Source organism: Rhizobium ruizarguesonis (genome assembly GCF_012349115.1).
Classification (GTDB): Bacteria; Pseudomonadota; Alphaproteobacteria; order Rhizobiales; family Rhizobiaceae; genus Rhizobium; species Rhizobium ruizarguesonis.
The window spans coordinates 241459-265504 of record NZ_PQIG01000089.1 but is presented as its reverse complement, the minus strand read 5'-3'; the positions used below and the strand labels follow the sequence as shown (position 1 = coordinate 265504).

Here is a 24046-nt window from a genome sequence, read left to right as displayed (position 1 = left end):
TTTGGAAAAATTGAGAAAAACTCGATTTTCTCGCACTGCGACGATGGCGAAGAGGGCATAAATTCTTGTTGCAGTCCGTCTTTTTACCGTGAGCCACACCGCCAATGGCACAAGATTCCGGCTGTCCTTGCCGCGGTTTCGGACTATACCCGAAGCAGCAGAGACACCAAGCGAGGCACTTATGGGCATGCTCCAGGCCGGCATCATTCCGGTGACACCCTTCCAGCAAAACTGCACGATCTTCTTCGATCCCGATACGAAGGAAGGCGTCGTCGTCGATCCCGGCGGCGACGTGCCGCTCATCCTGCAGGCGATTGCCCAGAACGGCCTGACCATCAAGGAAATCTGGCTGACACACGGCCATCTCGACCATGCCGGCGGTGCCAGCGAGCTGAAGGAAGCTCTCGGCATCGACGTGGTCGGCCCGCATCAGGACGACCTGCCGCTGCTGCAGCGGATCGAGACCCAGGCCGCGAAATACGGCATATCAGGATTGCGTAACGTCGTGCCCGACCGCTGGCTGAAGGACGGCGACAAGATCTCTTTCGGCGCCCAAGAATTCGAGGTCTATCACACGCCCGGCCATGCCCCCGGCCACGTCATCTATTTCAACCGTGCGCAGAATTTCGCCCATCTCGGCGATGTCCTCTTCAACGGCTCGATCGGTCGCACCGACCTGCCGGGCGGCGATCATCAGCAGCTTCTCGATTCGATCCGCGACAAGGTATTGCCGCTCGGCGACGAGGTCGGCTTCATCTGCGGCCACGGCCCGGGCAGCCGCATCGGCGACGAGCGGCGAAGCAATCCATTTCTGCAGGAAATCAGACCTCGTCGAGGATCCGATGCCGGCGCATCAGGCGAAGCCCCGAACAACTAGAGCATGATGCCGAAAAGTGTGCGCGGTTTTCGGACGACATCATGCTCTATTTCTTTGATCTAATGCATGTCGCCCAAAAGTGCGCAGCGGTTTTGGGATAACGACTTGCATAAAGACTTAAAGCGCGTCGCATGAATCCGATTCGACGCGACGCGCTTTAAGTGTAAGCTCCCGCTCACATCATCTTTCGGCCGTTTGGCACCGACTGTTCGACTGCAGCAAGCACGATCGCGCCGTTCTCGTCCTCGAAACCCAGCGTCAGCACTTCCGAGCGGAACGGCCCGATCTGGCGCGGCGGGAAATTGACGACGCCGAGCACTTGCCGGCCCAGCAGGCTTTCCGGCGTATAATGCACGGTGATCTGCGCCGAGGATTTTTTAACGCCGATCTCAGGGCCGAAATCGATCACCAGCTTGATTGCCGGCTTGCGCGCTTCCGGAAAGGGACTGGCCTCGATGATCGTGCCGACACGAATGTCGACACGCTCGAAATCGGCGTAGTTGATCTCTTCTGCCATATGGTCTCCGTCAGCCGGCCAGTTCCTCGGCCCGCTTGCGCGCCGCCGCAAGGGCGGCGTCGAACAGAGGCTGCATGCCGTTCTCGGCCATCAGCACGGCGAGCGCCGCCGCCGTGGTGCCGCCGGGAGAAGTCACATTCTCTCGCAGCCGCGAAGCGTCGTCGGGGGACTGGTGCATGAGTTCACCAGCCCCCGCGACTGTTTCCCGCGCAAGACGCATGGCGAGGTCCGCCTGCAGGCCGAGTTTACGGCCTGCCTCCGCCATACATTCGACGAGATAGAATACGTAGGCCGGACCGCTGCCCGAAAGCGCCGTCACGGCATCGATATCGGCTTCCGCCGGCACCCATTCGACCGGGCCCGAGACGCGCAGAAGGGAATGGACGCGTTCGCGCTGCTGATCGCTGACCCCCGAATTGGCAAAGGCGCCGGTGACGCCGCGCCCGACCATGGCCGGCGTGTTCGGCATGGCCCGCACCATGGCGGCCTTGCCGAGATGCCTCTCAAGGAAATCGAGCGTCTTGCCGGCTGCGACCGAGACGACGACCGTGCCCGGCCCGACCGCACTTTTCACCGCCGGCAGCACCGTCTCCATCACCTGCGGCTTGACCGCGAGGAACAGCACGCTTGCCTTCAAATCCATGGGAAGCGCGGTCAGATGCGTCGCACCAGCCTCGCTGATCGTCGCCAACATCGCCGGCGACGGGCCGGGATCGACAATGATGACCGCCGAGCCCGGAACGCCGCTTTTCAGCCAGCCGGAGAGCATCGCCCCGCCCATGTTTCCGGCACCGATCAGAACGACGGGATGTGTCGAGGAGAAAGGGGTCGTCGGCATCTTATGCCTCGCCGACCGTTTCAAACAGCACGGCTTCCATCGCCTTCGTCGCTTCCATGCCGGACCAGACGACGAACTGGAATGCCTGGAAATAGGCTTCGCAGGTATCGAGCGCGCTGGAAAGCAGCACCTCAACCTGGCGATTGGTAGGCTCCGCACCGCCGGCAAGCAGCAGCGATTGGCGGAAAATGACGACATCTTCCTGACGCCAGAGGTCGAAATGACCCATCAGCACCTGCCCGTTGATCGCCGAGAGCAGCTTGACCACCTCGTTGACCCTGATGTCGGGAACTTTGATATCGAAGGCGCAGCCAAGATGAAGCGCCTCGAATTCCTCCATCCAGGAGAAAGAGACGTGGTAGTCCGTCCAGCGGCCCTCGACCGTCATCGCGATCTCGTCCTCGCCGGACCGTTCGAACGACCAGTCGTTGTTGGAGGCAACGTACTCGATCATATCGACCGGGTTCGACTGACGCTCGAATTCCAATTCCATCAGGTTCATGCAGCACCTTCTTGACCGGAACGAATGCGGCCTAACTTCGTGTACGAACACAAGAAAAGACACACGCAAATACCGGAAACACCACTCGGATGATCGTTGAACCGCTGCCAGACTTAACGCAGATAACCTGCCCGGAGCTTACCAAGTCGCTTCGAATCATCATTTAAAATCAGTGTATAGCGCCCCTTGCCCCCTGCCAGCCCCCCGAACGGAAAATAGGACCGGCCACTGTGGAAAGGCTCTTCGAAATTCAATTCAGAAGGGAGAATAAGCGACTCTGCGAATTGGCTTTTTTGGCAGTGTCCACAGGTGGAAAACTCACCTGGTTTTTTTACGGAAGATGCGGCGTGTGGCATGAAGGCAACGCCGCATCTGTGTCACACCGGGACTTAAGCGCCCTCGCCGGCAAGCTTCGTCTCGAGCGCTGCGATGCGGGCGGCAAGCGCCTCGTTCTCGTCGCGTGCTTTGATCGCCATCTCGCGCACGGCCTCGAACTCCTCGCGCTTGACGATGTCCATGCTGTTCAGCCAACGCTCGGCCTGGGCGTTGAAGGCGGTTTCGATCTCCTTGCGGACGCCCTGGGCGGCACCGGCCGCATCGGTCATCAGCTTGGCGAATTCGTCCATGATACGGTTCGTTCCGGTCGTCATGGCGTTTTTCTCCCTTCGCATGAGGTGAATTCGGCCCTTCGGGGCCTCGAGGATTGAGGTAGGGCTTCGCCACCCACGATGCAAGCGCTTTGCACGGGATAAGCTTGCCGGCGCCGGCCGGGAACGAGCCATCACGAACAATGGACTTGACCGTCCGGGATCGCAGCGGCATGTTCCGCCCAACTCAACAGGTGGAAAACCTTGCCGATAGCAGCCGATCTCCTTGCCATCATGCCTTTCCCGGATATCGATCCGATCGCCGTTTCGATCGGTCCGCTGGCGATTCACTGGTACGGCCTCGCCTACGTCGCCGGCATCCTGCTCGGCTGGGCCTATGCGCGCCGCCTCGCCGCCAATGAAAGTCTCTGGCCCGGCAACGTCTCGCCGATGTCAAGGACGCAGCTCGACGATTTCATCGTCTGGGCAGCACTTGGCGTCGTCCTCGGCGGCCGTCTCGGCTATATTTTCTTCTATGATCTCCCCGCCGTCCTGCGCAGTCCCGTCCGTGCGCTCGAGATCTGGAACGGTGGCATGTCCTTCCATGGCGGCCTGACCGGCACGACGATTGCCATGATCCTCTTTGCGCGCCGCAACGCCATACCGATCTGGAGCCTGTTCGATATCGTCGCCACCGTCGTTCCCTTCGGTCTGTTTTTCGGCCGCATCGCCAATTTCATCAATGGCGAGCTGTGGGGCCGGTTGACCGACGTGCCCTGGGCCGTGGTCTTCCCGACCGGCGGTCCCTTCGCCCGCCACCCAAGCCAGCTTTACGAAGCCGGCCTCGAAGGCATAGTTCTGCTCGTGGTGCTGGCCGCCCTGGTCTACGGCATGCGCGCGCTGAAAAGCCCCGGCTTCATCACAGGCGTCTTCGTCTGCGGCTATGCGCTGTCGCGCATCTTCGTCGAATTCTTCCGCGAGCCCGACGCCCAGCTCGGTTATCTCCTCGGCACGAACTGGCTGACCATGGGCATGGTGCTCTCCTCCCCGATGATCCTGCTCGGCCTCTGGGCGATGCTGCGGGCCTGCCGCCAGGCTGCGCTGCAGCTTTGAAAACGGCAGGACGCGCGACATGACCACCACTCTAGGCAAAAAGATCAAGGCGATCATCCAGGCCAACGGCCCGATCAGCGTCACCGATTATTTCTCGCTCTGCCTCGCCGATCCCGAACACGGCTATTACCGGACGCGCGAGCCCTTCGGCCGTTCCGGCGATTTCGTCACCGCGCCCGAGGTCAGCCAGATCTTCGGCGAGATGATCGGCGTCTTCCTCGTCCATGCCTGGCAGCGCCACGGCGCACCGACTGATGTGCGCCTCGTCGAGATCGGCCCCGGCCGCGGCACGATGATGGCTGACATGCTGCGCGTCATCTCCCGCATCGCCCCGCCACTCCTGGATGCGATGAGCGTGCATCTCGTCGAAACCAGCGAGCGCCTGCGCGACGTCCAGAGCCAGACACTCGAGCCTTACGGCGAGAAAATTGCCTGGCATAATGGCTTCGACGAAGTGCCGCCCGGCTTCACGCTGATTGCCGCCAACGAACTCTTCGACGCCATCCCGATCCGCCAGTTCGTCCGCATGCCGACGGGTTTCCGCGAGCGCATGGTCGGCATCGACGCCGATGGCGAGCTGACCTTCGCCGCCGGCGTCGCCGGCCTCGATCCCGCGCTTCTTCCCGAACCGGTGCAGAACGTGCCGGTCGGCACCCTCTTTGAAATCTCGCCGGCCCGCCAGGCGGTGATGATCGCAATCTGCGAGCGGCTGCGCGTCTTCGGCGGCACGGCGCTTACGATCGACTACGGCCATCTCGTCACCGGCTTCGGCGATACGCTCCAGGCCGTGCGCATGCATGAATTCGACCCGCCGCTCGCCCATCCCGGTGAAGCCGATCTGACAAGCCATGTCGACTTCCAGCAGCTCGCCGAAACGGCGCTTGCGGCCGGCCTCCATCTGAACGGCGCCCTGCATCAAGGTGATTTTCTAAGTGGCCTCGGCATTCTCGAACGTGCGGCGGCCCTCGGTCGCGATCGCGAGCCGCAAACCCAGCAGGTCATTCAGGCGGCGGTCGAAAGGCTTGCCGGCGCCGGTGAAGGCCGGATGGGCGAACTCTTCAAGGTGATGGCGGTCTCCCATCCCGCCATCGATCTCATGCCCTTTCGTCCGGTGGATTGACAGGGCGCACGCGGCTGGTTCAACATCGGCCCGAAACAAGAACTTGAAGCGCGCCGCATATGCGATGCGCTTGGGATAGTAACAAACCCCTCGAAAACCCCGGAATCACAGATGCAGGACGCGGCCTCTCCCGCACCGATCGAAAGCGCGCTGCTGAACGAAGCGGCGGGTAGCACCATCCGGCACGGTTATTTCACGCGGGCCGGCGGCGTTTCCGAAGGTCTGTATCGTGGCCTCAATGTCGGCCTCGGCTCCAGCGACGAACGTGACAAGGTCCTCGAAAACCGGCGCCGTGTCGCCGCCTGGTTTGGCTTGCCGGTCGAGCGGCTGGCAACCGTGCATCAGGTCCATTCTCCCGATGTCGTGGTGGTCGGTGCCGATTATGACGGCGCCCGCCCTGACGCCGATGCGATGGTAACGCACACCCCTGGTATCGCGCTTGGCGTGCTCGCGGCCGATTGCGGGCCGATCCTCTTTGCCGATCCCGATAACCGCGTCATCGGCGCAGCCCATGCCGGCTGGAAGGGCGCGCTGACGGGCGTGCTCGAAAATACCATCGCCGCCATGGAGGCGCTGGGTGCGGATCGCGCTCGCATCGTCGCCTGCCTCGGCCCCTCGATCAGCCAGGCAAGTTATGAGGTCGGTCCCGAGTTCGTCGAGCGTTTCGTCGCCGAAAACCCGGAGGACGTGCGCTTTTTTGTGCCTTCCGAGACGCCCGGCCATGCCATGTTCAACCTGCCGGCGTTGACCGTCGACCGGCTGACGAAAGCCGGCGTGCGTGCCGAAAGCCTCGGCCTCTGCACCTATCCGGATAGCGAGCGCTTCTTTTCCTACCGCAGGACGACACATCGCAAGGAGCCGGATTACGGCCGCCAGATTTCCGCGATATCAATCAGGGAGACTTGAGCAGAATGGCACTGCATTTCGAAAAGGCCGAATTCGCAAGCCGGCTTGCGCGCCTCACCGAGAAAATGAAGGAAGAAAAGCTCGACGCCTTGCTGCTCTTCGCCCAGGAAAGCATGTACTGGCTGACCGGCTACGACACCTTCGGCTACTGCTTCTTCCAGACGCTGGTCGTCAAGAGCGACGGCACCATGGCGCTGATGACCCGCTCGGCCGATCTTCGCCAGGCGAGGCATACCTCGATCCTCGAGGACATCCATATCTGGGTCGATCGGGTCAATGCCGATCCGACGCTTGACCTGAAGAACCTGCTGGTCGAGATGGATCTGCTCGGCGCCCGCATCGGTGTCGAATATGATACGCACGGCATGACCGGCCGCGTCGCCCGTCTGCTCGACGCGCAATTGACCACCTTCGGCCAGATCGTCGACGCTTCCTACCTCGTCAGCCGCCTGCGCCTGATCAAGAGCCCGACGGAGGTCGCCTATGTCGAGCGCGCCGCCGTTCTCGCCGACGATGCGCTCGATGCCGCGATCCGGCTGACAAAGCCCGGCGCCGACGAGGCCGATATCCTTGCCGCCATGCAGGGCGCGGTCTTTTCCGGCGGCGGCGACTACCCCGCCAACGAGTTCATCATCGGCTCCGGCGCCGACGCGCTGCTCTGCCGCTACAAGGCCGGCCGCCGCAAGCTCGACGCCAACGACCAGCTGACGCTCGAATGGGCCGGCGCCTATGCGCATTACCATGCCGCCATGATGCGCACGATCGTCATCGGCGAGCCGACGCACCGCCACCGCGAACTCTACAACGCCTGCCGCGAAACCATCGAGGCGATCGAGACCGTGCTGAAGCCCGGCCAGACCTTTGGTGATGTCTTCGACATGCATGCCAAGATAATCGACGAGCGCGGCCTGGCCCGCCACCGGCTGAATGCCTGCGGTTATTCGCTCGGCGCCCGCTTCTCGCCCTCCTGGATGGAGCATCAGATGTTCCATGTCGGCAATCCGCAGCCAATCGAGCCGAACATGTCGCTCTTCGTGCACATGATCATCGCCGATTCCGATACGGGCACGGCGATGACGCTCGGCCAGACTTATCTGACCACAGCGGATGCGCCGCGCGCGCTGTCCCGCCATCCGCTCGATTTCATCGGCCTCTGACCGGTGAGAATCCGGAATTGACAGACGACGGTCCCCACCCGCATAAATTCGGGTGGGGCTGATTGCGATTGTGGGAAGGACGGATCAAGGGATGACGCGAGCTGCGATTGTGCCCACGCTCCTACTCGTCATGGCTCTGCTGACCGCCTGCAATACCACCGATGCGCTGACACCGCAGGTCGATATCGGCGATTCCTCGGGCGGCGCGTCGTCGAGCCCGGTGACGCAGAGTGAAGCCGAGCGTTTGGCGGGCACCCGCCAGCCGAATTTCTCGGGAAGCTCGCAGCAGGGCGGCTACCATCCGGCCTATGATCAGTCGCAACAGGCCTATCGACCCGGCACCGGCGCGCCACCGACGACAATGCAGGAGCAGGCAAACGCCCTATCGAGGAGCGGCTCCTCGCCGGCTGCCTCCGCCCCGATCGAGGAACAATCGCTGCCACCGCCGGCGGCCGGTGGTGGGCTTCCCGCACAGTCGGCTGAACCGGCCGAGACGCAACAGCCACAGCAGACCGCCGCCCTCAGCCCGGCCCCCTCCTCCACCCGCGGCAATACCGTGCGCTTCCTGCCGATCATCGGCGCGCCGGTGCAGGCCGTGACCCCGCTCTCGCGCCAGCTCGGCGCCGAGGCGCGCGCGCATGGCCTTTCCATCAAGAGTTCCAACGATGCGAGCAGCGATTATATTCTCAAAGGCTACCTCTCCGCCTTCAGCGACGATGGCAAGGTCACCGTGGTCTATGTCTGGGATATTCTCGACAGCGGCGGGGGCCGCCTGCACCGAATCCAGGGGCAAGAAAGCGTGCCGACGGCCGCGACCGATCCATGGGCGGGCGTTCCGGCCTCGGTGATGCAGCAGATCGGCTCAAAAACGATCGCGGAATTCTCCTCCTGGCGGCAGACTCAGGGTGGTTAGTCACAAACTTTTTGCAAATATGGAAGCCTGTGGCGCCTTTGCCCTTGCATTCACGGGGAAGCTGACTAAAAAGCGCGGCTATCAGCGCATAACAGGCGGACCAAAATGAAGGTTTTCGCAGGCAATTCGAACCGGCAACTCGCCGAAGCGATCTGCAACTATCTCAATGTTCCCTTGGGGAAAGCCAGTGTTCGAAGGTTTGCCGATCAGGAAATCTTCGTGGAGATCCAGGAAAATGTGCGCGGTGAGGATGTTTTCCTCGTGCAACCGACCGCCTTTCCTGCCAACGACCATCTGATGGAACTGCTGATCATGATCGACGCCATGCGTCGTTCGTCAGCCCGCCGCATCACCGCCGTCCTACCCTATTTCGGCTATGCCCGTCAGGACCGCCGGGCTTCCGGCCGCACGCCAATCTCCGCCAAGCTGGTCGCAAACCTCATTACCGAGGCCGGCGCTGACCGCGTCATGACGCTCGATCTCCACGCCGGGCAGATCCAGGGCTTCTTCGATATCCCGACCGACAACCTCTTTGCCATGCCCGTGCTGACCCGCGACATCAAGAGCCACTATGACCTCAGCAACGTCGTGGTCGTCTCGCCCGACGTCGGCGGCGTGGTTCGCGCCCGCGCGCTCGCGAAGCGCCTGGACTGTCTTCTGGCCATCGTCGACAAGCGCCGCGATCGGCCGGGTGAATCCGAAGTCATGAACATCATCGGCGACATTGCCGGCAAGGACTGCCTGCTGATCGACGATATCGTCGATTCCGGCGGCACGCTCTGCAACGCGGCCGACGCGATGCTGGCCAAGGGCGCATCCAGCGTCACCGCCTATATCACCCACGGCGTTCTCTCCGGCGGCGCGGTCACCCGCGTCACCTCCTCGAAGCTGCGCGAACTCGTCATCACGGATTCGATCCAGCCGACCACGGCCGTGCTTTCGGCCCACAATATCCGCGTCGTAACGACGGCGCCGCTGATCGGCGAAGCCATCAGCCGAACGGCCCAGGAAGAGTCCGTCTCCAGTCTGTTTGACTGAAAACATCAGGCATCCGACGAACCTCCGGATTTTGCTGATTGTCAGCGACTACCTTAGTTTTCGCCGCGAACTCGCATCATCTGCCGAAAGGCGCGCCGCTTTAGTGCAGGTATTGCGTTGACGATGCGCATCATGCTGCGCATGAAAGCGAGCTGAACTGTGCCGACAATCGGCCGATGAGCAAGATCGTTAGCATCCATCTGCTTTTTCGATTCTTGGACTGCTTCGGTACTGTAGCGAAGCATCTCGATTTCGTAGGCGTGGATGGCTTCAACGAGCGGCTTTCGCCCTTGGTTCGCTTCGACCAGCATACGTCCAAGCAGAGCTGCATCGCGAAGTGCGGTGTTGGCGCCCGCGCCTCGTCCGGGTGTCATCGTATGGACGGCGTCACCGAGCAGCGTGACATTCGAACTTGTCCAAGGCGTCAGCGGGACGGAGGTCCTGACCTTGACATCGTAGATCGTCGAGGGCTCCGTCATAAGGATGAGAGCACGTAAGTGCGGATGCCAGTCTCGAGCGAGCTCCAAGCCCAGCTCTCTCAATTGTTCACCGTTCAGGCCGGACGGATCCCGCGGGCAATTCTGCCGGGCGCCCCAGATACCCCAGCCGATGCTGTCCTCGTCGAGTGCTTCGACAAAATCCGGCCAACGCGCAGCAAACCCTGGGTCCCTTCGGCTGTCGGCGAACTCGAGCGAGTGAATGATTGCTCCGAAGCCCATCGGCGCCATAATCAGCGACATGCCTTTGAACATTTTGTCCGACAGCAGAGCTTTCGTCTCGGCCGACATAGGAATTTTGCCCCCGAGCGATACGATCCCAGTGTCTTCCAGACGCGCGTCCGGCAAGCGTTGCTTGCATACAGTGGAACTCGTGCCGTCAGCACCCACCAGGACATCTCCCGTCGCGAGGCTTCCATCCTGAAAGCACGCGGTGACCGACCCGTCCGCGTTACTTGTGTAACCTTGAAGCGCCTTCCCAAAGAACACGTCGTCTTCAAGTCCCCTGAGCAGAACCCGGCCTCAGCGTCTTTCGAACCACGTTCTTTTCACCGTCGAGAGCGTTCGGGTCTGCATCATCGACGTCGAAGCTCAGCACTTCGCCGAGCTGTTCCGTGAGCATGTTGAAATAGCGCGGCGACCTGGCGCAGGTGGCGACATAGAGGTCGTAGAGTTCGCCGGGGATACAGGCTTTTAGCGCTCGGCTTCCAGCCGGGCTGATGCCGACGCGATAGCCACCGGTGTCGGCGTTCGGCGCGAGGTCGCGCTCATACACCGCTATGCAAACCCCAGCCTGCTTAAGCAGATGGGCGAGTGCCAAACCGCCGGTCCCGGCGCCGATAATCAAAACCTTCATGGTACTATTCCGGGTCAAGGTTGGGGTCGATGGAGAACTTCGCGGCGATCTGCCTCAGCCACTCGTCTGTCCAGGTGATGCGCTCGGCGCGCAGGTCCTCGACAACGCCGTTGACCCAAGACAATTCGGTTGCGTGAAGCGCCCGGAGATATTCCATCTCCAGAAGGAAGAGCCTTGGTACCGCCTGCGCCTCCCTTAGGACTCCGTCGATCCGGCGGAGCTCCGACTCGATGATCTTTGCCCTTTGCTCAAGCCGACCCAACACATCGTTCGGCGTGAGCAGAGGAAGAAATGATATGGCCGCGGGGAATTCCGGATATTCCCGCGTCACGGTCGACAACATCTCGCGCATCCATTCCAGCGCCATGTCGCGGCCCTTCTCGGTTATCTCGTACACGGTCCGCTCGGGACGCTTGTCATCCCGGACTGTTTTCTGCGCAGTGATCAACCCCTCGCGTTCGAGCCGCTGGATTGTTTGATAGAGGCTCGCCCTCTGCGTGACATTGATCACCTCGTCCTTGCCGCGCTCCTTGATGAGCCGCTGCATCCGGTAAGGATGCAGCGGCTCCTCCATGAGCATTCCAAGAACAGCGAGCGCGGTCGGGGAGCGTTTGATTGATATCATAGTCATAGTATTACTAGTTAATTTACGACTAGTCAATGCGATGATGATTGCCGGAGCCCCGGCTCGACGTAAGTTCGACCCGATGGCGTGGCGACAGGCCCCTTGCGACAAAAATCCTCTATCGGCGATCAGCGGCCGAGGGCCACCTTCTGCGATTCATCGACGAGATTGTCGATGAACCAGTTCGGATAGACCGGGGCCGGCTCAGTCGCCGCATCGAGCGCTGCAAGGTCGCCTTCATCAAGCACCAGCTCCGCCGCACCGAGATTGTCGGCCAATTGATGCGGCTTCGAGGCGCCGAGCAACACGCTGGAGACCGCCTTTTTCGTAAGCAGCCAGGCGATCGCCACCTGGGCGACGCTCGCCCCGTGCGAGGCGGCGATCACCCGCATGCGCTCGACCAGCGAGAAGCCCTGCTCCTTGTCGAAGGGCAGGATATCGAAACCGGAATAGCGGTTGTCGGGATCACCGAGCGTTTCGCGGGTGTATTTGCCGGAGAGAAAACCGGAGGCGAGCGGGCTCCAGACGGTCAGCCCGAGGCCATAACGCTGCATCATGGGAAGAATGTCGCGCTCGACGTCGCGGCCAAGCAGCGAATAATGCATCTGTCCATGCGTGAAGGGCGCCAGCCCGTTCGCCTTCTGGATTTCGAGCGCCGCCGCCACCTTCCAGGCCGACCAGTTGGAAAAGCCGATATAACGCACCTTGCCGGAGCGCACGACCGCATCGAGCGCCGACAGCGTCTCTTCGAGCGGCGTGAACGGATCCTCCTTGTGGACGATATAGACGTCGATCCAGTCCGTTCTGAGCCGTTTCAGGCTTTCCTCGACCGACCAGAGGATGTGGCGGCGGGAAAGCCCGGCATGGCCGAGCGGCGTGCCGGTGCGGAAGCCGACCTTGGTGGCAATCACCACCTCGCTGCGCCGCGCCATCAGCACCTGTCCGAGGATCGTTTCCGACTGGCCGGATGCGTAGGCGTCTGCCGTATCGAAGAAGTTGATGCCGGCATCAAGTGCCTGTCCGACAAGCGCATCAGCGACATCGGCATCGGTCTTGTAGATCGCGCCTAAGCTGCGGTCGCCCGATGTGAAGGTCATTGCGCCGAAGGCAAGCCTGGAAACGGCAAGTCCGGTCCGGCCAAGGGTCGTATATTGCATGTCATCCTCCATCCATTGGATTGTCGTGATCGGATGCAGAGACAATGCCTCAAAACATTATTGCGAAAAATCCGCCGGATCGATAAGGCTTATGAAGCTTAACTTCATAATGGACCGATGGCGCCCGACCCCTTCAACGGCTTGACGGAATTCCTGGCCGTCGCCGACGCCAGGAGCTTCACCGCTGCCGCCGCATCGCTCGGCGTCACGCCGACTGCCGTCAGCCAGACGATCCGCGCGCTCGAGACGAGGCTCGGCGTGCCGCTCTTCGTCCGCACCACGCGGCGCGTCGCGCTCACCGAAGCCGGTGCCGCGCTCTTCCAGCGCGTCCGTCCGGCTGCCGCCGACATTGCTGATGCCTTCGACATGCTGGGTGGCTTCCGCGACCGCCCGCTCGGGCACCTGCGCCTCACCGTGCCGCGCATGGCCGTGCCTCTGATCGTGACGCCGCTGCTGCCGCAATTTCGCAACGCCTATCCCGATATCTCTGTCGAGATCTCGGTCGATGATGCGGCAATCGATATCACCGAACGTGGTTTCGACGCTGGCATCCGCATCGGCGAAGCGATCGAAAAGGACATGATCGTCATGCGGCTGACATCTGATATCACCTGGACGGTGGTCGGCTCACCCGGCTATTTCGCCCGATATGGCCGGCCGCTAACGCCGGAGGACCTCACCCGCCATCAGGCGATCCGCTACCGCTATCCGACATCGGGCGTCATCTATCGCTGGGAATTCGAGCGAGACGGGCGCGACTTCTCCGTCGATGCGCCCGGCAACCTGATGGTCAACGATTTCCTGCTGCTGCTCGAGCTCGCCGAGGCCGGGCTCGGTCTTGCCTATTTGCCGGATATTTCCGTCGGCGAGGCCGTGGCATCAGGGCGGCTCGAACGCGTGCTCGATCCCTTCTTGCCGACCACGCCCGGTCTCTTTGCCTATTTCCCCGCCCGCTCGCAGACGCAGCTGAAGTTGCGCGCCTTTCTCGACATGGCAACGGCGCTGCTGCGCCGCAAAGGATGAGACCCTAGGCGGCGCATCTGATCTTCGGTCGAAAGACCCTGGATACGCTATTGCGGCTGGACCGTTTCCTGGTCCGCTTCCTTGACCACCTGGCCGTTGACGGCGACAGCGCCGTCGCGGCTGATGCTGATGTCCCAGCGCGAGCGGCCATCTGCATCGGTCTTGGCGAAGCCCTTCACCATCATCATGCCGAAGGAGACCTGGTTGAGGTCGGGATCCGTCTTGGCAAGCTCCTGAACCGCGGCAATCGTCTTGTCGAGATCGCGGGCAAGGATCATCGCCTCCATCGAATAGTCCTTCTGGGTATCGACCCGTCCCTCGATCTTGCCCGTCATATCGACGTCGTAGACATCGGACTTGGCGCTGACCTTCGGAAACTCGATGGTGAGCCGGCCATCGCGGAAGAGCTTTTTCGCCATCTCGTCGCCGCTTTGCTCTGGCGGCTTGGCGTTGAAATCCATCGCCATGAGCGCGTCGCCGAAGGTGGCGAAATCCAGATTCGGAATGGCGAGCTGCAGATCGAAATTGGTCGGCACGAAGGGCGAATAACTTGCCGGCATTGCCGGACTGTCGAGGCTGATGTCCTGCGCATCGATGCCGAAGCCGAAACGCATGGCGTCGCTCGGCCCGTCCATAACCAGGTTGTAACCGAATGCCTTGACGCCGCCATTGCCCATCTGGCTGCTGACGGTCAGATTATTGACCCCGATTGTCTCGCTGAACGAGGCAAGAATCGGAAAGGCTTGCTTGAGCATTCCCTTTATCTTGTCGCTGTTCTCTGGGCTTAATTCTTTCTCCTCGAGATGGTCGAGAATGAAAAGGACGATCTCGCGGATTTGCTTGGCCGGCAGGCCGTTCACTTTGGCATCGAAATCGATCGAGTCGGCACGGATTTCAACGGGCGGCATTTGCAGGCCGGAAACCTGCTCGACGAAAGTCGACATCGAGCCGCCGCCCGCAAAATCGATACGCCCGTTGCCGCCTGCGCTGTCCGTCGAGGTCAGCTTTTGGTCCATCCCGGCAAAGCTGGCATGGACTTCCTCGGTGTCGGACTTGCTAGCGACCTTGATGTCCTTGGCGGTGAAGGTGCCGGAGCGCAGGTAGCTGATCGCCGGGTCGAAGACGCCGGTATAGACAAGCGAAGCGATGGAGTAGGAGAAATCCGTCGGCTTCTGGTCAGGGCCTTTGAAATGGCCGGAGACGTTGAGCTTGTTGTCACCCTCAATATTCCAGAGCCCGCTGTCGAGCGGCGTAGCGAACATCGAGAACGGCGTCAGCCCGTTGATCGCGAATGTCGCCGGATCGGCCTTGGCAAGCAGCTTCGCCAGATCGTAAATGATCTCATAGCGAGTGCCTGCCGGATTGACGGTGAGCAGGCCGCTCTTCGCAAGATCCTCGGGAAGCAGCTTCGTCAGATTGTCCTTGACCGCATTGGCGCCATCCTGATTGATCTCGACGCCCTGGGCCGTGGTGACAAGGCAAAGTGCCAGCAAGCTCGTTGCCGTGACAAGTTTGAGACGCATAGTCCGAATTCTCCTCAGCCCTTTTTTGAATGCGGCCATCCAAAGATGCGAAGCGCGCCGATGTCAACCTCAGCTGCGGCAGAGAATGGCAATTTGCCACTCACGCGGCCGCGGATTTCTTCACGGCGGGCGCAAGAACCGTTTCCTGCTGTACGGCCGGCGCCTCGCCGGTGACGATCGCCTCGATGCCCGAGCGCGGTCTCGGCTTACCGAAGAGGAAGCCCTGCACCTGCAGGCAGCCTTCCCGTCGAAGGAAATCGATATGGTCTTCGTTTTCGACGCCTTCAGCAAGCACCGGTATGTCGAGGCTTGCCGCAAGAATGAGCGTCGAACGCACGATCGCCGCAGACTGCTTGTTGGTGACGACGCCGTCGACGAAGGCGCGGTCGATCTTGATCTTGTCGAACGGGAAGCTCTGCAGTGTCGACAGTGACGAATAACCCGTGCCGTAATCGTCCATCGCCACCTTTACGCCCAGCGCTTTCAGCCGGCGGATTGCCTGCAGCGCATGTTGATGATCGGCGATGATGCCGGATTCGGTGATCTCGATCTCGAGTCGCGCCGCCGGCAGGCCGGTCTCGAGCAGGATCTGATGCACGATCTGCGGTAGGCGGTTGTCGCCGAGCTGCTGCGGCGCGACGTTGACGGCGATGCGTAACGGGTTCTTCCAGGTCGCCGCTTCCGCGCAAGCGGCCCGCAGCACCCATTCACCAAGCTCAATGATAAAGCCGGTCTTTTCCGCGATCGGAATGAATTCGACGGGTGCGATGTAGCCGCGCGCGGGATGTCTCCAGCGCAGGAGCACTTCCAGGCCAACGATGTCGCGCGTCACCGTGTCATTCTGCTGCTGGTAGAACAGCTCGAATTCGCCGCGCGCCAATCCCTCCCGCATCTCGCTCGCCAGCGCGTTGCGTTCGCGCGCTGCCTGGTCCATCGAGGGCTCGTAGAAGCATATGCTGTTGGTCGCTGTCGATTTTGCCCGATACATGGCGATATCGGCCTGCGACAACAGGTCGTCCAAATTGTCCGCCTGTCCGGGATAGGTGGAGATACCGATACTGGAGCCGACGGTCAGCGCATGGCCGTTCCATTCGATCGGCCGAGCGATCTCGTCGAGCATGCGTTGTGCCAGTCCCTTGGCGTCCGAACGGACGAAATAATCGCACATGACGGCCACGAACTCGTCGCCGCCGACCCGCGCCACGAACTGGCCGTTCTGCATGATCTTGAACAGCCGCTCGGCGACGGCGCGCAGCACGGCATCGCCGGCGGCGTGACCGTGAACGTCGTTGATTTCCTTGAAACGGTCGAGGTCGAAGGAGAGCACGGCGATATTGGCCGTCATGTCCCTCGGCTTGTTGACCAGCGCCGACAGATGCTCGTTGAAGGCGGCGCGATTGGCAAGATTGGTCAGCGGGTCATGCAGCGACAGATGGCGGTAACGCTCGACGGCTGCCTGCGTCGACTGCATGTCGATGATATAGGTGGAGGCACCCAGCGCCAGGATGATGATCATGACGGCGCTGACGAGACCGGTCATGATGCCGTCCGAGATGATCTCGGTGGGTGCCGCAACAGTGGCATCCGGCAAGATCGTCAGCCCCGCCATGCCGGTGAAATGTGTGAGCACGATCGCAAGGATCAGCGAAAGGGCAGCCCCGTGGCGGCAGAAACGCGTGATCGGCCGGCCGACGCGATTGGTGGCGACTGCGCCGAACAAGCCGGCCAAGACCAGCGAGGCGACGACATAGGAGGCCTGCCATTCGAGACGACCCTCGACCTCGTAACCGGCGATCCCGACATAGTGCATGACCGCGATGCCGAGGCCGACGATCACGCCGCCTGCCTCGATAAGCGCGCTCTTCTGCGCGATTGACGCGATGGCAAAGCCGATCATCGTCGTCGCGACGGCGGCGAACAGCGACAGCAGCGTCAACGTCGGCTCATAGCCGTTCGCCACCGGCGTCTGGTAGCCGAGCATCGCGATGAAATGCGTCGTCCAGATGGTCGAGCCGCCAACGAAACCGGAGAGAAACAGCCAGTTGGTTTTCTGCAGCCCCTGCGATCGGCGCACCCGGGTGAAGAGGCGCATCGACAGCATCGATCCGAGCACACAGATAACGGTGGCGAAGATCAGATGCGGAAGGCTGTGTTCGACGGTGATGCAGGAAAGGACACGCAACATGAGAGGCAACCGGCAAATTGAGACGGCCCTGCTTATATTGGCGGGTAAACGCAGGATTTATTAATCGCCGCCGATTTCGTTTTCGATGGTTAAACCTTGGCGAAAGCGTGTATATGGGCAAAAAACAACCCAAATCCGCAACTTGCGTTTCCGATCGACTTATAATATAGGCCACCGGTCCGTGTAGACACCCTTGGAGGCAACGCGGATGAGGTCGGATCATACCGCCTCCGGTTCGTCGGAACAAGGCTTTTGCCCGCCGCCGAACTCTCCAAATAACCTCGAAAGGAATAGCCATGAGCCAGGAAACTTACGAGCTCAAGGCCGAGGCGCGCGAACGGGTTGGTAAGGGGTCCGCCCGTGAACTTCGCCGCAACGGTTTGATACCCGCTGTCATCTACGGTGACAAGCAGGCCCCCATTGCCATCGCTCTCAACACCAATGAGGTGACGAAGCGCATTCACGCCGGTGGTTTTATGACCACCGTGGCGACGATCGAAGTCGACGGCAAGAAGCACAAGGTTCTGCCGAAGGACTACCAGCTCGATCCGGTCCGTGACTTCACGTTGCATGTCGATTTCCTGCGCGTCTCCGGTAACACCCAGGTGACCGTCGAAATCCCGGTTCACTTCATCAACGAAGAGAAGTCCCCGGGCCTCAAGGTCGGCGGCGTTCTGAACATCGTTCGCCATGAAGTCGAAGTTCATTGCCCGGCCGATGCGATCCCTGAGTTCTTCAACATTGACCTCGGCGGCAAGAAGATCGGCGACAGCATCCATATCTCGGAAGTCACTCTGCCGAAGGGTGTCACTCCTGTGATCGACCGCGACTTCACGATCGCGACCATCATTGCCCCGGCTGGCGGCATTGACGAGAGCGCTGCGGAAGGTGGAGCCGAAGCCTGATCGCTTCGACCAATTTGTAAAGCATATGGCCCGCTTTCCCCTGGAAAGCGGGCTTTTCATTGTCCGCAAACGCCCCGTTTCAGCAACATTTAACAAATTCGTGAAAGCATGTTCCGTCAGCTGCGAAGAAGCCCGCCTAATGCGCGACGGCAAATATGGCGGCCCGGGGGAGTAGACGGAAACATGAACAATTCCGTTGAGAACAGATTTTTTGCGATAGTTTGCGGAGCGCTGCTTGTTTTTGTTGCTCCCCTCTTTGTTCTCTTCCTTTTCCTTTCCTCGGAACGAGCCGACAAGGAAATACGCGATCACATCTCCGTTCTTCTCGTCGCCAATGCCCAGGCGCTGGCCAAACCGCTGTGGGACCTCGATGAGGAGAGCGTTACCCAGATCAGCGCGACGGTCGTTTCCCAGGGCGCCATCGTCAAGGTCGAAGTGCGTGACCAGTCAGGCCAGCTCGATGTCAGCCAGTCTACCATTCCGCGCTCCTTCGGCGGCAAGCTGGTGCAGGTGTCGCGCGCCATCATCTACAACACTGTCGACGGTCCGAAGAACCTCGGCAGCATCAGCGTCTATTATCCCGCGCTCGGCCTGTTTTCCGGCCTGAAGCAGGAAGAGGTCGTCTTCATTTCGATCTTCATCTTCGCGGTGCTGACCGTTTTCGGCACGGCGCTGATCGGCAACCGTTTCTTCGTCATCCAGCCGCTGATGCGGCTGACGGCGGCGATCGAGGCCACCCGCCAGCTGGGCTCCCGCCATCATGTCGACTGGCAGTCGAACGACGAGATGGGACGGCTTGCCCATAGCTTTAACGAGATGCAGACCAAGCTCGAAAGCGAGGAAAAGGAGCTGAAACTCGCCCACCGCCGCGCCACCGACATCTACAATCTGACGCCCGCCATGCTCTTCTCGCTCGACGAGGAAGACCGCATCACCGCCGTCAGTGATTATTGGCTGCTTGCCACAGGGTATAACCGCGCCGCCGTCATCGGCCGCAACTTCGCCGATCTCGTCACTTCCGCCACCCGTGACAAATTCGTCAAGCGCCGCCGGGCCGAAAGCGGCATGACCGTCACCGTCAAGTTTGTCTGCTTGGACGGTCGCACCATGGACGTCCTGATCATGGAATCAGAGGCGGGAGCCGGCGCTCACGACCGCCTCTCGCTATCGGTCATGACCGATGTCACCGAACTCAAGGCCTCCGAGGACCGCAACCACCGCCAGGCAATCACCGATCACCTGACCGGGCTTCTTAATCGCCAGGGCTTCGAAGCCGTCCTCGACAACAAGATCGCCGCCGCCGACGCCGCCGGCCAGGAACTCGCCTGTCTCTTCGTCGATCTCGACCGTTTCAAGTGGATCAACGACAATATGGGCCATGCCGCCGGCGACATGGCGCTGGTCGAGCTCGTCGAGCGCCTGAAAACGCATCTTGCCCCCTCCGACGAGGCAGCCCGTCTCGGCGGCGACGAATTTGCCATCTTGCTGCCGGCGAAGGATGCCGAAAAACGCGCCAAGGCAATGTGCGAGCAGATTGCCACGCTCTTCGAAACGCCATTCGCCCCGGACATGCATCTGAGCGCTTCCGTCGGCATCGCCATCTATCCGCATCATGCCGCAACCGCGGCCGAACTGCTGCAGAAATCCGACATGGCGATGTATGCCAAGAAACGCGACGGCAAAAACGGCGCGCAGCTCTTCGACAATGCCATGCTCGACCGTGCCCGCAGCCGCGCCGAGATCGAAGCCAATATCGAAGCCGGCCTCGTCGACAACTGGTTCGAGGCCTTCCTGCAGCCGATCGTCAACCTGAACGGTCGCGGCATATCAGGTTTCGAGGCGCTATTGCGTCTCAACCATCCACAGAAGGGCTTGATGCCGCCGGCCGAGATCATCAGTGTCGCCGAGGAGACGGCAAAAATTGTCCGCGTCGGCAACGTCATCATGGAAAAGGCGGTCGCCAACCTCGCGAAGATTTCCCGCATCCCCGGTATGCAGGATACCTATCTCGCCATCAACTTCTCGCCGCTGCAGTTCGAGCCGGCGCTGCCGGCCCGTCTTGCCGCCATCGTCGGTCGCCACGGCATCCGCCCCGAGCGCATCGTCGTCGAGATCACCGAGGCCGTGCTGATGCACGACAACCCTGAGATCCGCATGATCGTCACCGAGCTTCGTCGCTTCGGCTGCCGTATCGCGCTTGACGACTTCGGCACCGGCTATTCGTCGCTGAGCTACCTTAACCGCTTCCCTGTCGACATCATCAAGATCGACCAGTCGTTCACCCGCGCGATCAACGACGGCGATGACGACGTGCGCCAGAAGAGCCGCATGCTGATCGAAGGCATCACCACGCTCTCCCACAAGATGGACTGCACCGTTATTGCCGAAGGCATCGAGACCGAAGAGGAGTGCCGCACGCTCCACCAGATGGGACTTGACTATGGCCAGGGCTACCTCTTCCACCGTCCGCAGCACGCAGCCACGCTGATCGAGGAACTGATGGCCTCGCAATCGGCCATCGCACGCGCCTCGTAAACGAAGAACGAAGGAGATGATACCGATGAAAAAGCTCCTGCTTCTCGCATGCCTGGTGCTGCCATGCACCGCCCATGCGCAAACGGTGACCTTCGCGACCGAGGATTATGCCCCCTTCAACTACCGCGAAGGCAAGGAGATCAAGGGCGCGACCGTCGAGCAGGTCGAAAAGATAATGGCCGCCATCGGCGTCGACTTCACCATCGAGATCATGCCCTGGGCGCGTGCTTTCAGCCTTGCCCGCACGGCGCCGATGACCTGTGTCTTTGCGACCGCCCATAACGGCGCGCGCGACCCGTTGTTTAAATGGGTCGAGCCGCTGCTCATCGACCGCAACATCCTGATCACCCGCAAGGGTTCTGATGTCACCGCCAGCAATCTGGACGAGGCGAAGAAATATACGGTCGGCACTCAGCGCGAGGATTACACCGAGACGATCCTGAAGGAGAAGGGCTTCACCAAGCTCGATGTCGCCAGCGACTTCAACGCGACGCTGCGCAAACTGCTTGGCGGGCGCATCGACATGATGCCGATCTCCGAACTCTATTTCGAAAAGCTGCAGGTCGACCAGCCGGTGGAGATGGTGACCGTGCTCTCCTCCCAGCCGATGGGCATCGCCTGCGAGAAGAACTTTCCGGCCGATCTGCTCGCCAGGATGCAGGCTGCCCTCGACAAGCTGATCGCCGATGGTGACCAGAAGCAGATCTTCCTGAAATACGGCATGAACCTGTCGGACTGACCCTGTCTGAGCGACTTTGGCCGACAGACCGCTGCCCTTTCCGCTTGACTTTGCTTTCATTTCGCGGTGGTGAACGGCGGGAAGTTCTAGCAAGGAAAAACAGACCATGCTGATCATCGCGGGTCTCGGCAATCCCGGCGGCAAATACGCCGGCAACCGCCACAATATCGGCTTCATGGCCGTCGATGCCATTCATCGGCGCCACAGCTTTTCGCCCTGGTCGAAGAAGTTCAGGGCCGAGATCGCCGAGGGCGAGCTCGGCGGCGAGAAGGTGCTGCTGATCAAGCCGCAGACCTTCATGAATCTTTCCGGCGAGTCTGTCGGCGAAGCGATGCGTTTCTACAAGCTCCAGCCGGCCGATCTCGTGGCGATCTACGACGAACTCGACCTTCCCCAGGGCAAGGCGCGGCTGAAGACCGGTGGCGGCCACAACGGCCACAACGGCATCAAGTCGCTCGACGCCCATTGCGGCAAGGAGTATCGGCGGCTGCGCCTCGGCATCGGCCATCCCGGCGTCAAGGAAATGGTGCAGAACCACGTGCTCGGCGATTTCGCCAAGGCCGACAAGGCCTGGGTGGAGCCGCTTCTGGACACGCTCGCCGACAATGCCGATATGCTGGTGCGAAACGAGGATTCGCAGTTGATGAACAAGATCGCGCTGGCGCTCGGCGGCAAGGCCGAGGAGGAGAAGCCAGCGAAGGAAAAAAAGGACGCCGAGAAGAAGCCGGCCGGCCAGTCGCATATCCATCAGGCTCGCGGCCACAACCAGCCGAAGCTGCCGGTGACCGGCCCGATGGCCGACATGCTGAAAAAGATATTCGGCAACAAGGGCGATTGAGCTTGATGCCGGATGGAGACGTCATCATCCGGCCCGCAGTCCGCGGCGATCTTCCCGGTCTCCTGGCCCTCTACCGCCAGCTGAACCCCACCGATCCGGTTCTTGACGAGGCCAGTGCCGAGGAACGCTTTTCCGCCATCCTGGCCCAGCCCGGCATGACCGTCTTCATCGGTGTTGCGGGTGAGGTCGCCGTCGCCACCGTCACAAGCGTCGTCGTGCCGAACCTGACACGGAACGGCGCGCCCTATGCGCTCATCGAAAACGTCGTCACCCATGCCGATCATCGCAAGCGCGGTTATGCCCGCACCGTCATCGGCCACGCGGTCGCCGAGGCCTGGAACGCCGGATGCTACAAGGTGATGCTGCTTACCGGCTCCAAGAATCCGGCAACGTTGCGCTTCTATGAGAATTGCGGTTTCGTGCAGGAAAAGACCGGCTATCAGATCCGCCGGCCCTGACTCCATATTCGCGGCGGCCCTCGGAAAGCGCCTATTCCTCCGGTTCGGTGGTGAACATCAGCGGAAAGCCCATGCCCTTGGCAAGGTCGATGCCTTCCTTGGCCTTGGTCTCGGCGATGTCCCTGACGCAGACCACGACCACGCAGGAACCCAGCTTGTGCGCCGTCATCATCACCCGGTAGCCGGTCTCCTCGCTCATGCGGAAGACGGCCTTCAGGATCATGATCACCAATTCGCGCGGCGTATAATCGTCATTGACGAGAATGACCTTGTAGAGCTTCGGCTTGTCCAGCTTGAGCTTCACTTTGGCCTTCGGTTTCAGGGCAATGTCATTGTCACTCATCGGAAAAATCCACCCGTTGATGACATGGAAAAGGCGGAGAATACATCCGCCACCAATATATTGCACCGTAAGCACGGCAGTTCAATGACGGAGTGTTATTCCGCGGAGAGCAGGAGGCAATTCTGGCCGGCTTTTTCCAGGATTGCGGCAGCCTTCTTGTCGAATGTCACGAATGTTTCGCCGCCAAGTCTGCGACCTTCGAAGACGATGATGCCGTCGGCGAAATCCCCGCCAGCATCGAGACAGGATAATCCGGCTTCGACGGCAACTCTGTCGTAGACAACCTTCCTGTCCGATATCAGCAGCCGGATGGCCGCTGAGATCTCTGAAGCGCTCTTGCGATAGACCCGGCTGGCGACCCAGACGAATTCGCAAAACGTCAGATTGGAAATGAACAGGCGTTCGGCCTCGCGCATGAACGTCCTTGCACGCTCAGTTTGCTTCGGATTGTCGTGCACGGCCGAACGTACGAGCACATTCGTATCAACGATCATTGTCGACGCCGACCTCGCCTGCCCAGCCCGCCTTTATGGCCTCATCGATCTCTTCGAGCGTCGCATGAATATTCTCCTTGTTCTCCAGACTCCCGAAGAAGCTTTCCACCGAGCCGGCGACCGGCCGCCTCTTAACAGCAATGACCTCAAGTTTGCCGCCAGGCAGGAGATCGACATCGATCTTGTCGCCGGGCCTGACGCCGAGATGCTGAAGCACCTCCTTTTTCAGGGTGACCTGCCCCTTTGCCGTCACAGTCAGAGTTGCCATGCTGATGGTATCCTTTGCTCCAAAAGTAAGGC

24 protein-coding genes and 1 pseudogene are annotated in these 24046 nt (G+C 61.0%); 13 read left to right on the top strand and 12 right to left on the bottom strand.

Going from position 1 to position 24046, the window contains the following annotated elements; translation table 11 throughout:
- Positions 1–181: 181 nt before the first annotated feature.
- Positions 182–877, top strand: a complete 696-nt coding sequence (locus tag C3Y91_RS22825) for an MBL fold metallo-hydrolase (RefSeq protein WP_168575812.1) — start codon at positions 182–184, stop codon at positions 875–877.
- A gap of 175 nt (positions 878–1052) precedes the next feature.
- Here C3Y91_RS22825 and C3Y91_RS22820 read toward each other — a convergent pair whose 3' ends face one another.
- The 4 genes from C3Y91_RS22820 to C3Y91_RS22805 form a co-directional block, all read right to left on the bottom strand.
- Positions 1053–1394, bottom strand: a complete 342-nt coding sequence (locus C3Y91_RS22820) for a tRNA-binding protein (protein ID WP_075224517.1) — start codon at positions 1392–1394, stop codon at positions 1053–1055.
- A gap of 10 nt (positions 1395–1404) precedes the next feature.
- The gene (proC, locus tag C3Y91_RS22815) at positions 1405–2232 is read right to left on the bottom strand and encodes a pyrroline-5-carboxylate reductase (RefSeq protein WP_018073981.1); all 828 of its coding nucleotides are present in this window, start codon (positions 2230–2232) and stop codon (positions 1405–1407) included.
- 1 nt (position 2233) lies between these two features.
- Positions 2234–2734, bottom strand: a complete 501-nt coding sequence (locus tag C3Y91_RS22810) for a type III secretion system chaperone family protein (RefSeq protein ID WP_003581141.1) — start codon at positions 2732–2734, stop codon at positions 2234–2236.
- A gap of 389 nt (positions 2735–3123) precedes the next feature.
- Positions 3124–3384: an accessory factor UbiK family protein gene (locus C3Y91_RS22805; RefSeq protein ID WP_024319537.1), complete on the bottom strand. Its 261-nt coding sequence runs from the start codon at positions 3382–3384 to the stop codon at positions 3124–3126.
- A gap of 201 nt (positions 3385–3585) precedes the next feature.
- Between C3Y91_RS22805 and lgt the strand changes: the two genes are divergently transcribed.
- The 6 genes from lgt (at position 3586) to C3Y91_RS22775 (ending at position 9568) form a co-directional block, all read left to right on the top strand.
- On the top strand, positions 3586–4434 hold the full coding sequence (gene lgt, locus C3Y91_RS22800) for a prolipoprotein diacylglyceryl transferase (protein ID WP_168575811.1): 849 nt from the start codon (positions 3586–3588) through the stop codon (positions 4432–4434).
- A 19-nt stretch (positions 4435–4453) separates the two neighbouring features.
- Positions 4454–5554, top strand: a complete 1101-nt coding sequence (locus C3Y91_RS22795; protein WP_018073978.1) for a class I SAM-dependent methyltransferase — start codon at positions 4454–4456, stop codon at positions 5552–5554.
- Between the two features lie 111 nt (positions 5555–5665).
- The gene (gene pgeF, locus C3Y91_RS22790; protein WP_018073977.1) at positions 5666–6460 is read left to right on the top strand and encodes a peptidoglycan editing factor PgeF; all 795 of its coding nucleotides are present in this window, start codon (positions 5666–5668) and stop codon (positions 6458–6460) included.
- 5 nt (positions 6461–6465) lie between these two features.
- Positions 6466–7617 (top strand): M24 family metallopeptidase, encoded by a 1152-nt coding sequence (locus C3Y91_RS22785; RefSeq protein WP_018073976.1) that lies wholly within the window; start codon positions 6466–6468, stop codon positions 7615–7617.
- Positions 7618–7708: 91 nt separating this feature from the next.
- Positions 7709–8530 carry a hypothetical protein gene (locus C3Y91_RS22780; protein WP_130791778.1) on the top strand — a complete coding sequence of 274 codons (822 nt, stop codon included), beginning with the start codon at positions 7709–7711 and terminating at the stop codon, positions 8528–8530.
- Between the two features lie 105 nt (positions 8531–8635).
- Entirely contained in the window at positions 8636–9568 is a 933-nt protein-coding gene (locus C3Y91_RS22775) for a ribose-phosphate pyrophosphokinase (RefSeq protein ID WP_018073974.1), read from the top strand.
- Positions 9569–9621: 53 nt separating this feature from the next.
- Here the strand turns inward: C3Y91_RS22775 and C3Y91_RS38595 are convergent.
- From C3Y91_RS38595 to C3Y91_RS22760, 3 genes and pseudogenes are all read right to left on the bottom strand, one after another.
- Positions 9622–10921, bottom strand: a pseudogene (locus C3Y91_RS38595) (FAD-dependent oxidoreductase).
- A gap of 4 nt (positions 10922–10925) precedes the next feature.
- The gene (locus tag C3Y91_RS22765) at positions 10926–11546 is read right to left on the bottom strand and encodes a PadR family transcriptional regulator (RefSeq protein ID WP_281411373.1); all 621 of its coding nucleotides are present in this window, start codon (positions 11544–11546) and stop codon (positions 10926–10928) included.
- Between the two features lie 128 nt (positions 11547–11674).
- Positions 11675–12703 (bottom strand): aldo/keto reductase, encoded by a 1029-nt coding sequence (locus C3Y91_RS22760; protein WP_024319535.1) that lies wholly within the window; start codon positions 12701–12703, stop codon positions 11675–11677.
- A gap of 117 nt (positions 12704–12820) precedes the next feature.
- Between C3Y91_RS22760 and C3Y91_RS22755 the strand changes: the two genes are divergently transcribed.
- A complete protein-coding gene (locus C3Y91_RS22755; RefSeq protein WP_024319534.1) occupies positions 12821–13726 on the top strand; it encodes a LysR family transcriptional regulator in 906 nt (301 codons plus the stop codon).
- A 47-nt stretch (positions 13727–13773) separates the two neighbouring features.
- Here C3Y91_RS22755 and C3Y91_RS22750 read toward each other — a convergent pair whose 3' ends face one another.
- On the bottom strand, positions 13774–15249 hold the full coding sequence (locus C3Y91_RS22750; protein ID WP_168575810.1) for a hypothetical protein: 1476 nt from the start codon (positions 15247–15249) through the stop codon (positions 13774–13776).
- A 100-nt stretch (positions 15250–15349) separates the two neighbouring features.
- A complete protein-coding gene (locus tag C3Y91_RS22745; RefSeq protein WP_024319532.1) occupies positions 15350–17434 on the bottom strand; it encodes a putative bifunctional diguanylate cyclase/phosphodiesterase in 2085 nt (694 codons plus the stop codon).
- Positions 17435–17730: 296 nt separating this feature from the next.
- Here C3Y91_RS22745 and C3Y91_RS22740 point away from each other — a divergent pair, with 296 nt between their 5' ends.
- The 5 genes from C3Y91_RS22740 (at position 17731) to C3Y91_RS22720 (ending at position 22909) form a co-directional block, all read left to right on the top strand.
- Positions 17731–18339, top strand: a complete 609-nt coding sequence (locus C3Y91_RS22740; protein WP_024319531.1) for a 50S ribosomal protein L25/general stress protein Ctc — start codon at positions 17731–17733, stop codon at positions 18337–18339.
- A gap of 183 nt (positions 18340–18522) precedes the next feature.
- On the top strand, positions 18523–20874 hold the full coding sequence (locus tag C3Y91_RS22735) for an EAL domain-containing protein (RefSeq protein WP_018073967.1): 2352 nt from the start codon (positions 18523–18525) through the stop codon (positions 20872–20874).
- A 25-nt stretch (positions 20875–20899) separates the two neighbouring features.
- A complete protein-coding gene (locus C3Y91_RS22730; RefSeq protein WP_168575809.1) occupies positions 20900–21613 on the top strand; it encodes a substrate-binding periplasmic protein in 714 nt (237 codons plus the stop codon).
- 106 nt (positions 21614–21719) lie between these two features.
- Entirely contained in the window at positions 21720–22451 is a 732-nt protein-coding gene (gene pth / locus C3Y91_RS22725) for an aminoacyl-tRNA hydrolase (RefSeq protein WP_168575808.1), read from the top strand.
- A 5-nt stretch (positions 22452–22456) separates the two neighbouring features.
- Positions 22457–22909 carry a GNAT family N-acetyltransferase gene (locus C3Y91_RS22720; RefSeq protein WP_018073964.1) on the top strand — a complete coding sequence of 151 codons (453 nt, stop codon included), beginning with the start codon at positions 22457–22459 and terminating at the stop codon, positions 22907–22909.
- 31 nt (positions 22910–22940) lie between these two features.
- Here the strand turns inward: C3Y91_RS22720 and clpS are convergent, their stop codons facing one another.
- From clpS to C3Y91_RS22705, 3 genes are all read right to left on the bottom strand, one after another.
- Positions 22941–23252 carry an ATP-dependent Clp protease adapter ClpS gene (gene clpS / locus C3Y91_RS22715; RefSeq protein WP_003541733.1) on the bottom strand — a complete coding sequence of 104 codons (312 nt, stop codon included), beginning with the start codon at positions 23250–23252 and terminating at the stop codon, positions 22941–22943.
- Between the two features lie 95 nt (positions 23253–23347).
- Positions 23348–23746: a type II toxin-antitoxin system VapC family toxin gene (locus C3Y91_RS22710; RefSeq protein ID WP_130655968.1), complete on the bottom strand. Its 399-nt coding sequence runs from the start codon at positions 23744–23746 to the stop codon at positions 23348–23350.
- Complete coding sequence (locus C3Y91_RS22705; RefSeq protein ID WP_018073961.1) at positions 23736–24014, bottom strand: AbrB/MazE/SpoVT family DNA-binding domain-containing protein; 279 nt, start codon at positions 24012–24014, stop codon at positions 23736–23738. The genes C3Y91_RS22710 and C3Y91_RS22705 overlap by 11 nt, the downstream gene beginning before the upstream one ends.
- Positions 24015–24046: the final 32 nt, after the last annotated feature.

What these genes read in the sequence shown, in the direction of transcription:
- C3Y91_RS22825 (WP_168575812.1), top strand. Translation starts at nt 182, where the DNA reads ATGGGCATGCTCCAGGCCGGCATCATTCCGGTGACACCCTTCCAGCAA.
- C3Y91_RS22820 (WP_075224517.1), bottom strand. Translation starts at nt 1,394, where the DNA reads ATGGCAGAAGAGATCAACTACGCCGATTTCGAGCGTGTCGACATTCGT.
- proC (WP_018073981.1), bottom strand. Translation starts at nt 2,232, where the DNA reads ATGCCGACGACCCCTTTCTCCTCGACACATCCCGTCGTTCTGATCGGT.
- C3Y91_RS22810 (WP_003581141.1), bottom strand. Translation starts at nt 2,734, where the DNA reads ATGAACCTGATGGAATTGGAATTCGAGCGTCAGTCGAACCCGGTCGAT.
- C3Y91_RS22805 (WP_024319537.1), bottom strand. Translation starts at nt 3,384, where the DNA reads ATGACGACCGGAACGAACCGTATCATGGACGAATTCGCCAAGCTGATG.
- C3Y91_RS22795 (WP_018073978.1), top strand. Translation starts at nt 4,454, where the DNA reads ATGACCACCACTCTAGGCAAAAAGATCAAGGCGATCATCCAGGCCAAC.
- pgeF (WP_018073977.1), top strand. Translation starts at nt 5,666, where the DNA reads ATGCAGGACGCGGCCTCTCCCGCACCGATCGAAAGCGCGCTGCTGAAC.
- C3Y91_RS22785 (WP_018073976.1), top strand. Translation starts at nt 6,466, where the DNA reads ATGGCACTGCATTTCGAAAAGGCCGAATTCGCAAGCCGGCTTGCGCGC.
- C3Y91_RS22780 (WP_130791778.1), top strand. Translation starts at nt 7,709, where the DNA reads ATGACGCGAGCTGCGATTGTGCCCACGCTCCTACTCGTCATGGCTCTG.
- C3Y91_RS22775 (WP_018073974.1), top strand. Translation starts at nt 8,636, where the DNA reads ATGAAGGTTTTCGCAGGCAATTCGAACCGGCAACTCGCCGAAGCGATC.
- C3Y91_RS22765 (WP_281411373.1), bottom strand. Translation starts at nt 11,546, where the DNA reads ATGATATCAATCAAACGCTCCCCGACCGCGCTCGCTGTTCTTGGAATG.
- C3Y91_RS22760 (WP_024319535.1), bottom strand. Translation starts at nt 12,703, where the DNA reads ATGCAATATACGACCCTTGGCCGGACCGGACTTGCCGTTTCCAGGCTT.
- C3Y91_RS22755 (WP_024319534.1), top strand. Translation starts at nt 12,821, where the DNA reads ATGGCGCCCGACCCCTTCAACGGCTTGACGGAATTCCTGGCCGTCGCC.
- C3Y91_RS22750 (WP_168575810.1), bottom strand. Translation starts at nt 15,249, where the DNA reads ATGCGTCTCAAACTTGTCACGGCAACGAGCTTGCTGGCACTTTGCCTT.
- C3Y91_RS22745 (WP_024319532.1), bottom strand. Translation starts at nt 17,434, where the DNA reads ATGTTGCGTGTCCTTTCCTGCATCACCGTCGAACACAGCCTTCCGCAT.
- C3Y91_RS22740 (WP_024319531.1), top strand. Translation starts at nt 17,731, where the DNA reads ATGAGCCAGGAAACTTACGAGCTCAAGGCCGAGGCGCGCGAACGGGTT.
- C3Y91_RS22735 (WP_018073967.1), top strand. Translation starts at nt 18,523, where the DNA reads ATGAACAATTCCGTTGAGAACAGATTTTTTGCGATAGTTTGCGGAGCG.
- C3Y91_RS22730 (WP_168575809.1), top strand. Translation starts at nt 20,900, where the DNA reads ATGAAAAAGCTCCTGCTTCTCGCATGCCTGGTGCTGCCATGCACCGCC.
- pth (WP_168575808.1), top strand. Translation starts at nt 21,720, where the DNA reads ATGCTGATCATCGCGGGTCTCGGCAATCCCGGCGGCAAATACGCCGGC.
- C3Y91_RS22720 (WP_018073964.1), top strand. Translation starts at nt 22,457, where the DNA reads ATGCCGGATGGAGACGTCATCATCCGGCCCGCAGTCCGCGGCGATCTT.
- clpS (WP_003541733.1), bottom strand. Translation starts at nt 23,252, where the DNA reads ATGAGTGACAATGACATTGCCCTGAAACCGAAGGCCAAAGTGAAGCTC.
- C3Y91_RS22710 (WP_130655968.1), bottom strand. Translation starts at nt 23,746, where the DNA reads ATGATCGTTGATACGAATGTGCTCGTACGTTCGGCCGTGCACGACAAT.
- C3Y91_RS22705 (WP_018073961.1), bottom strand. Translation starts at nt 24,014, where the DNA reads ATGGCAACTCTGACTGTGACGGCAAAGGGGCAGGTCACCCTGAAAAAG.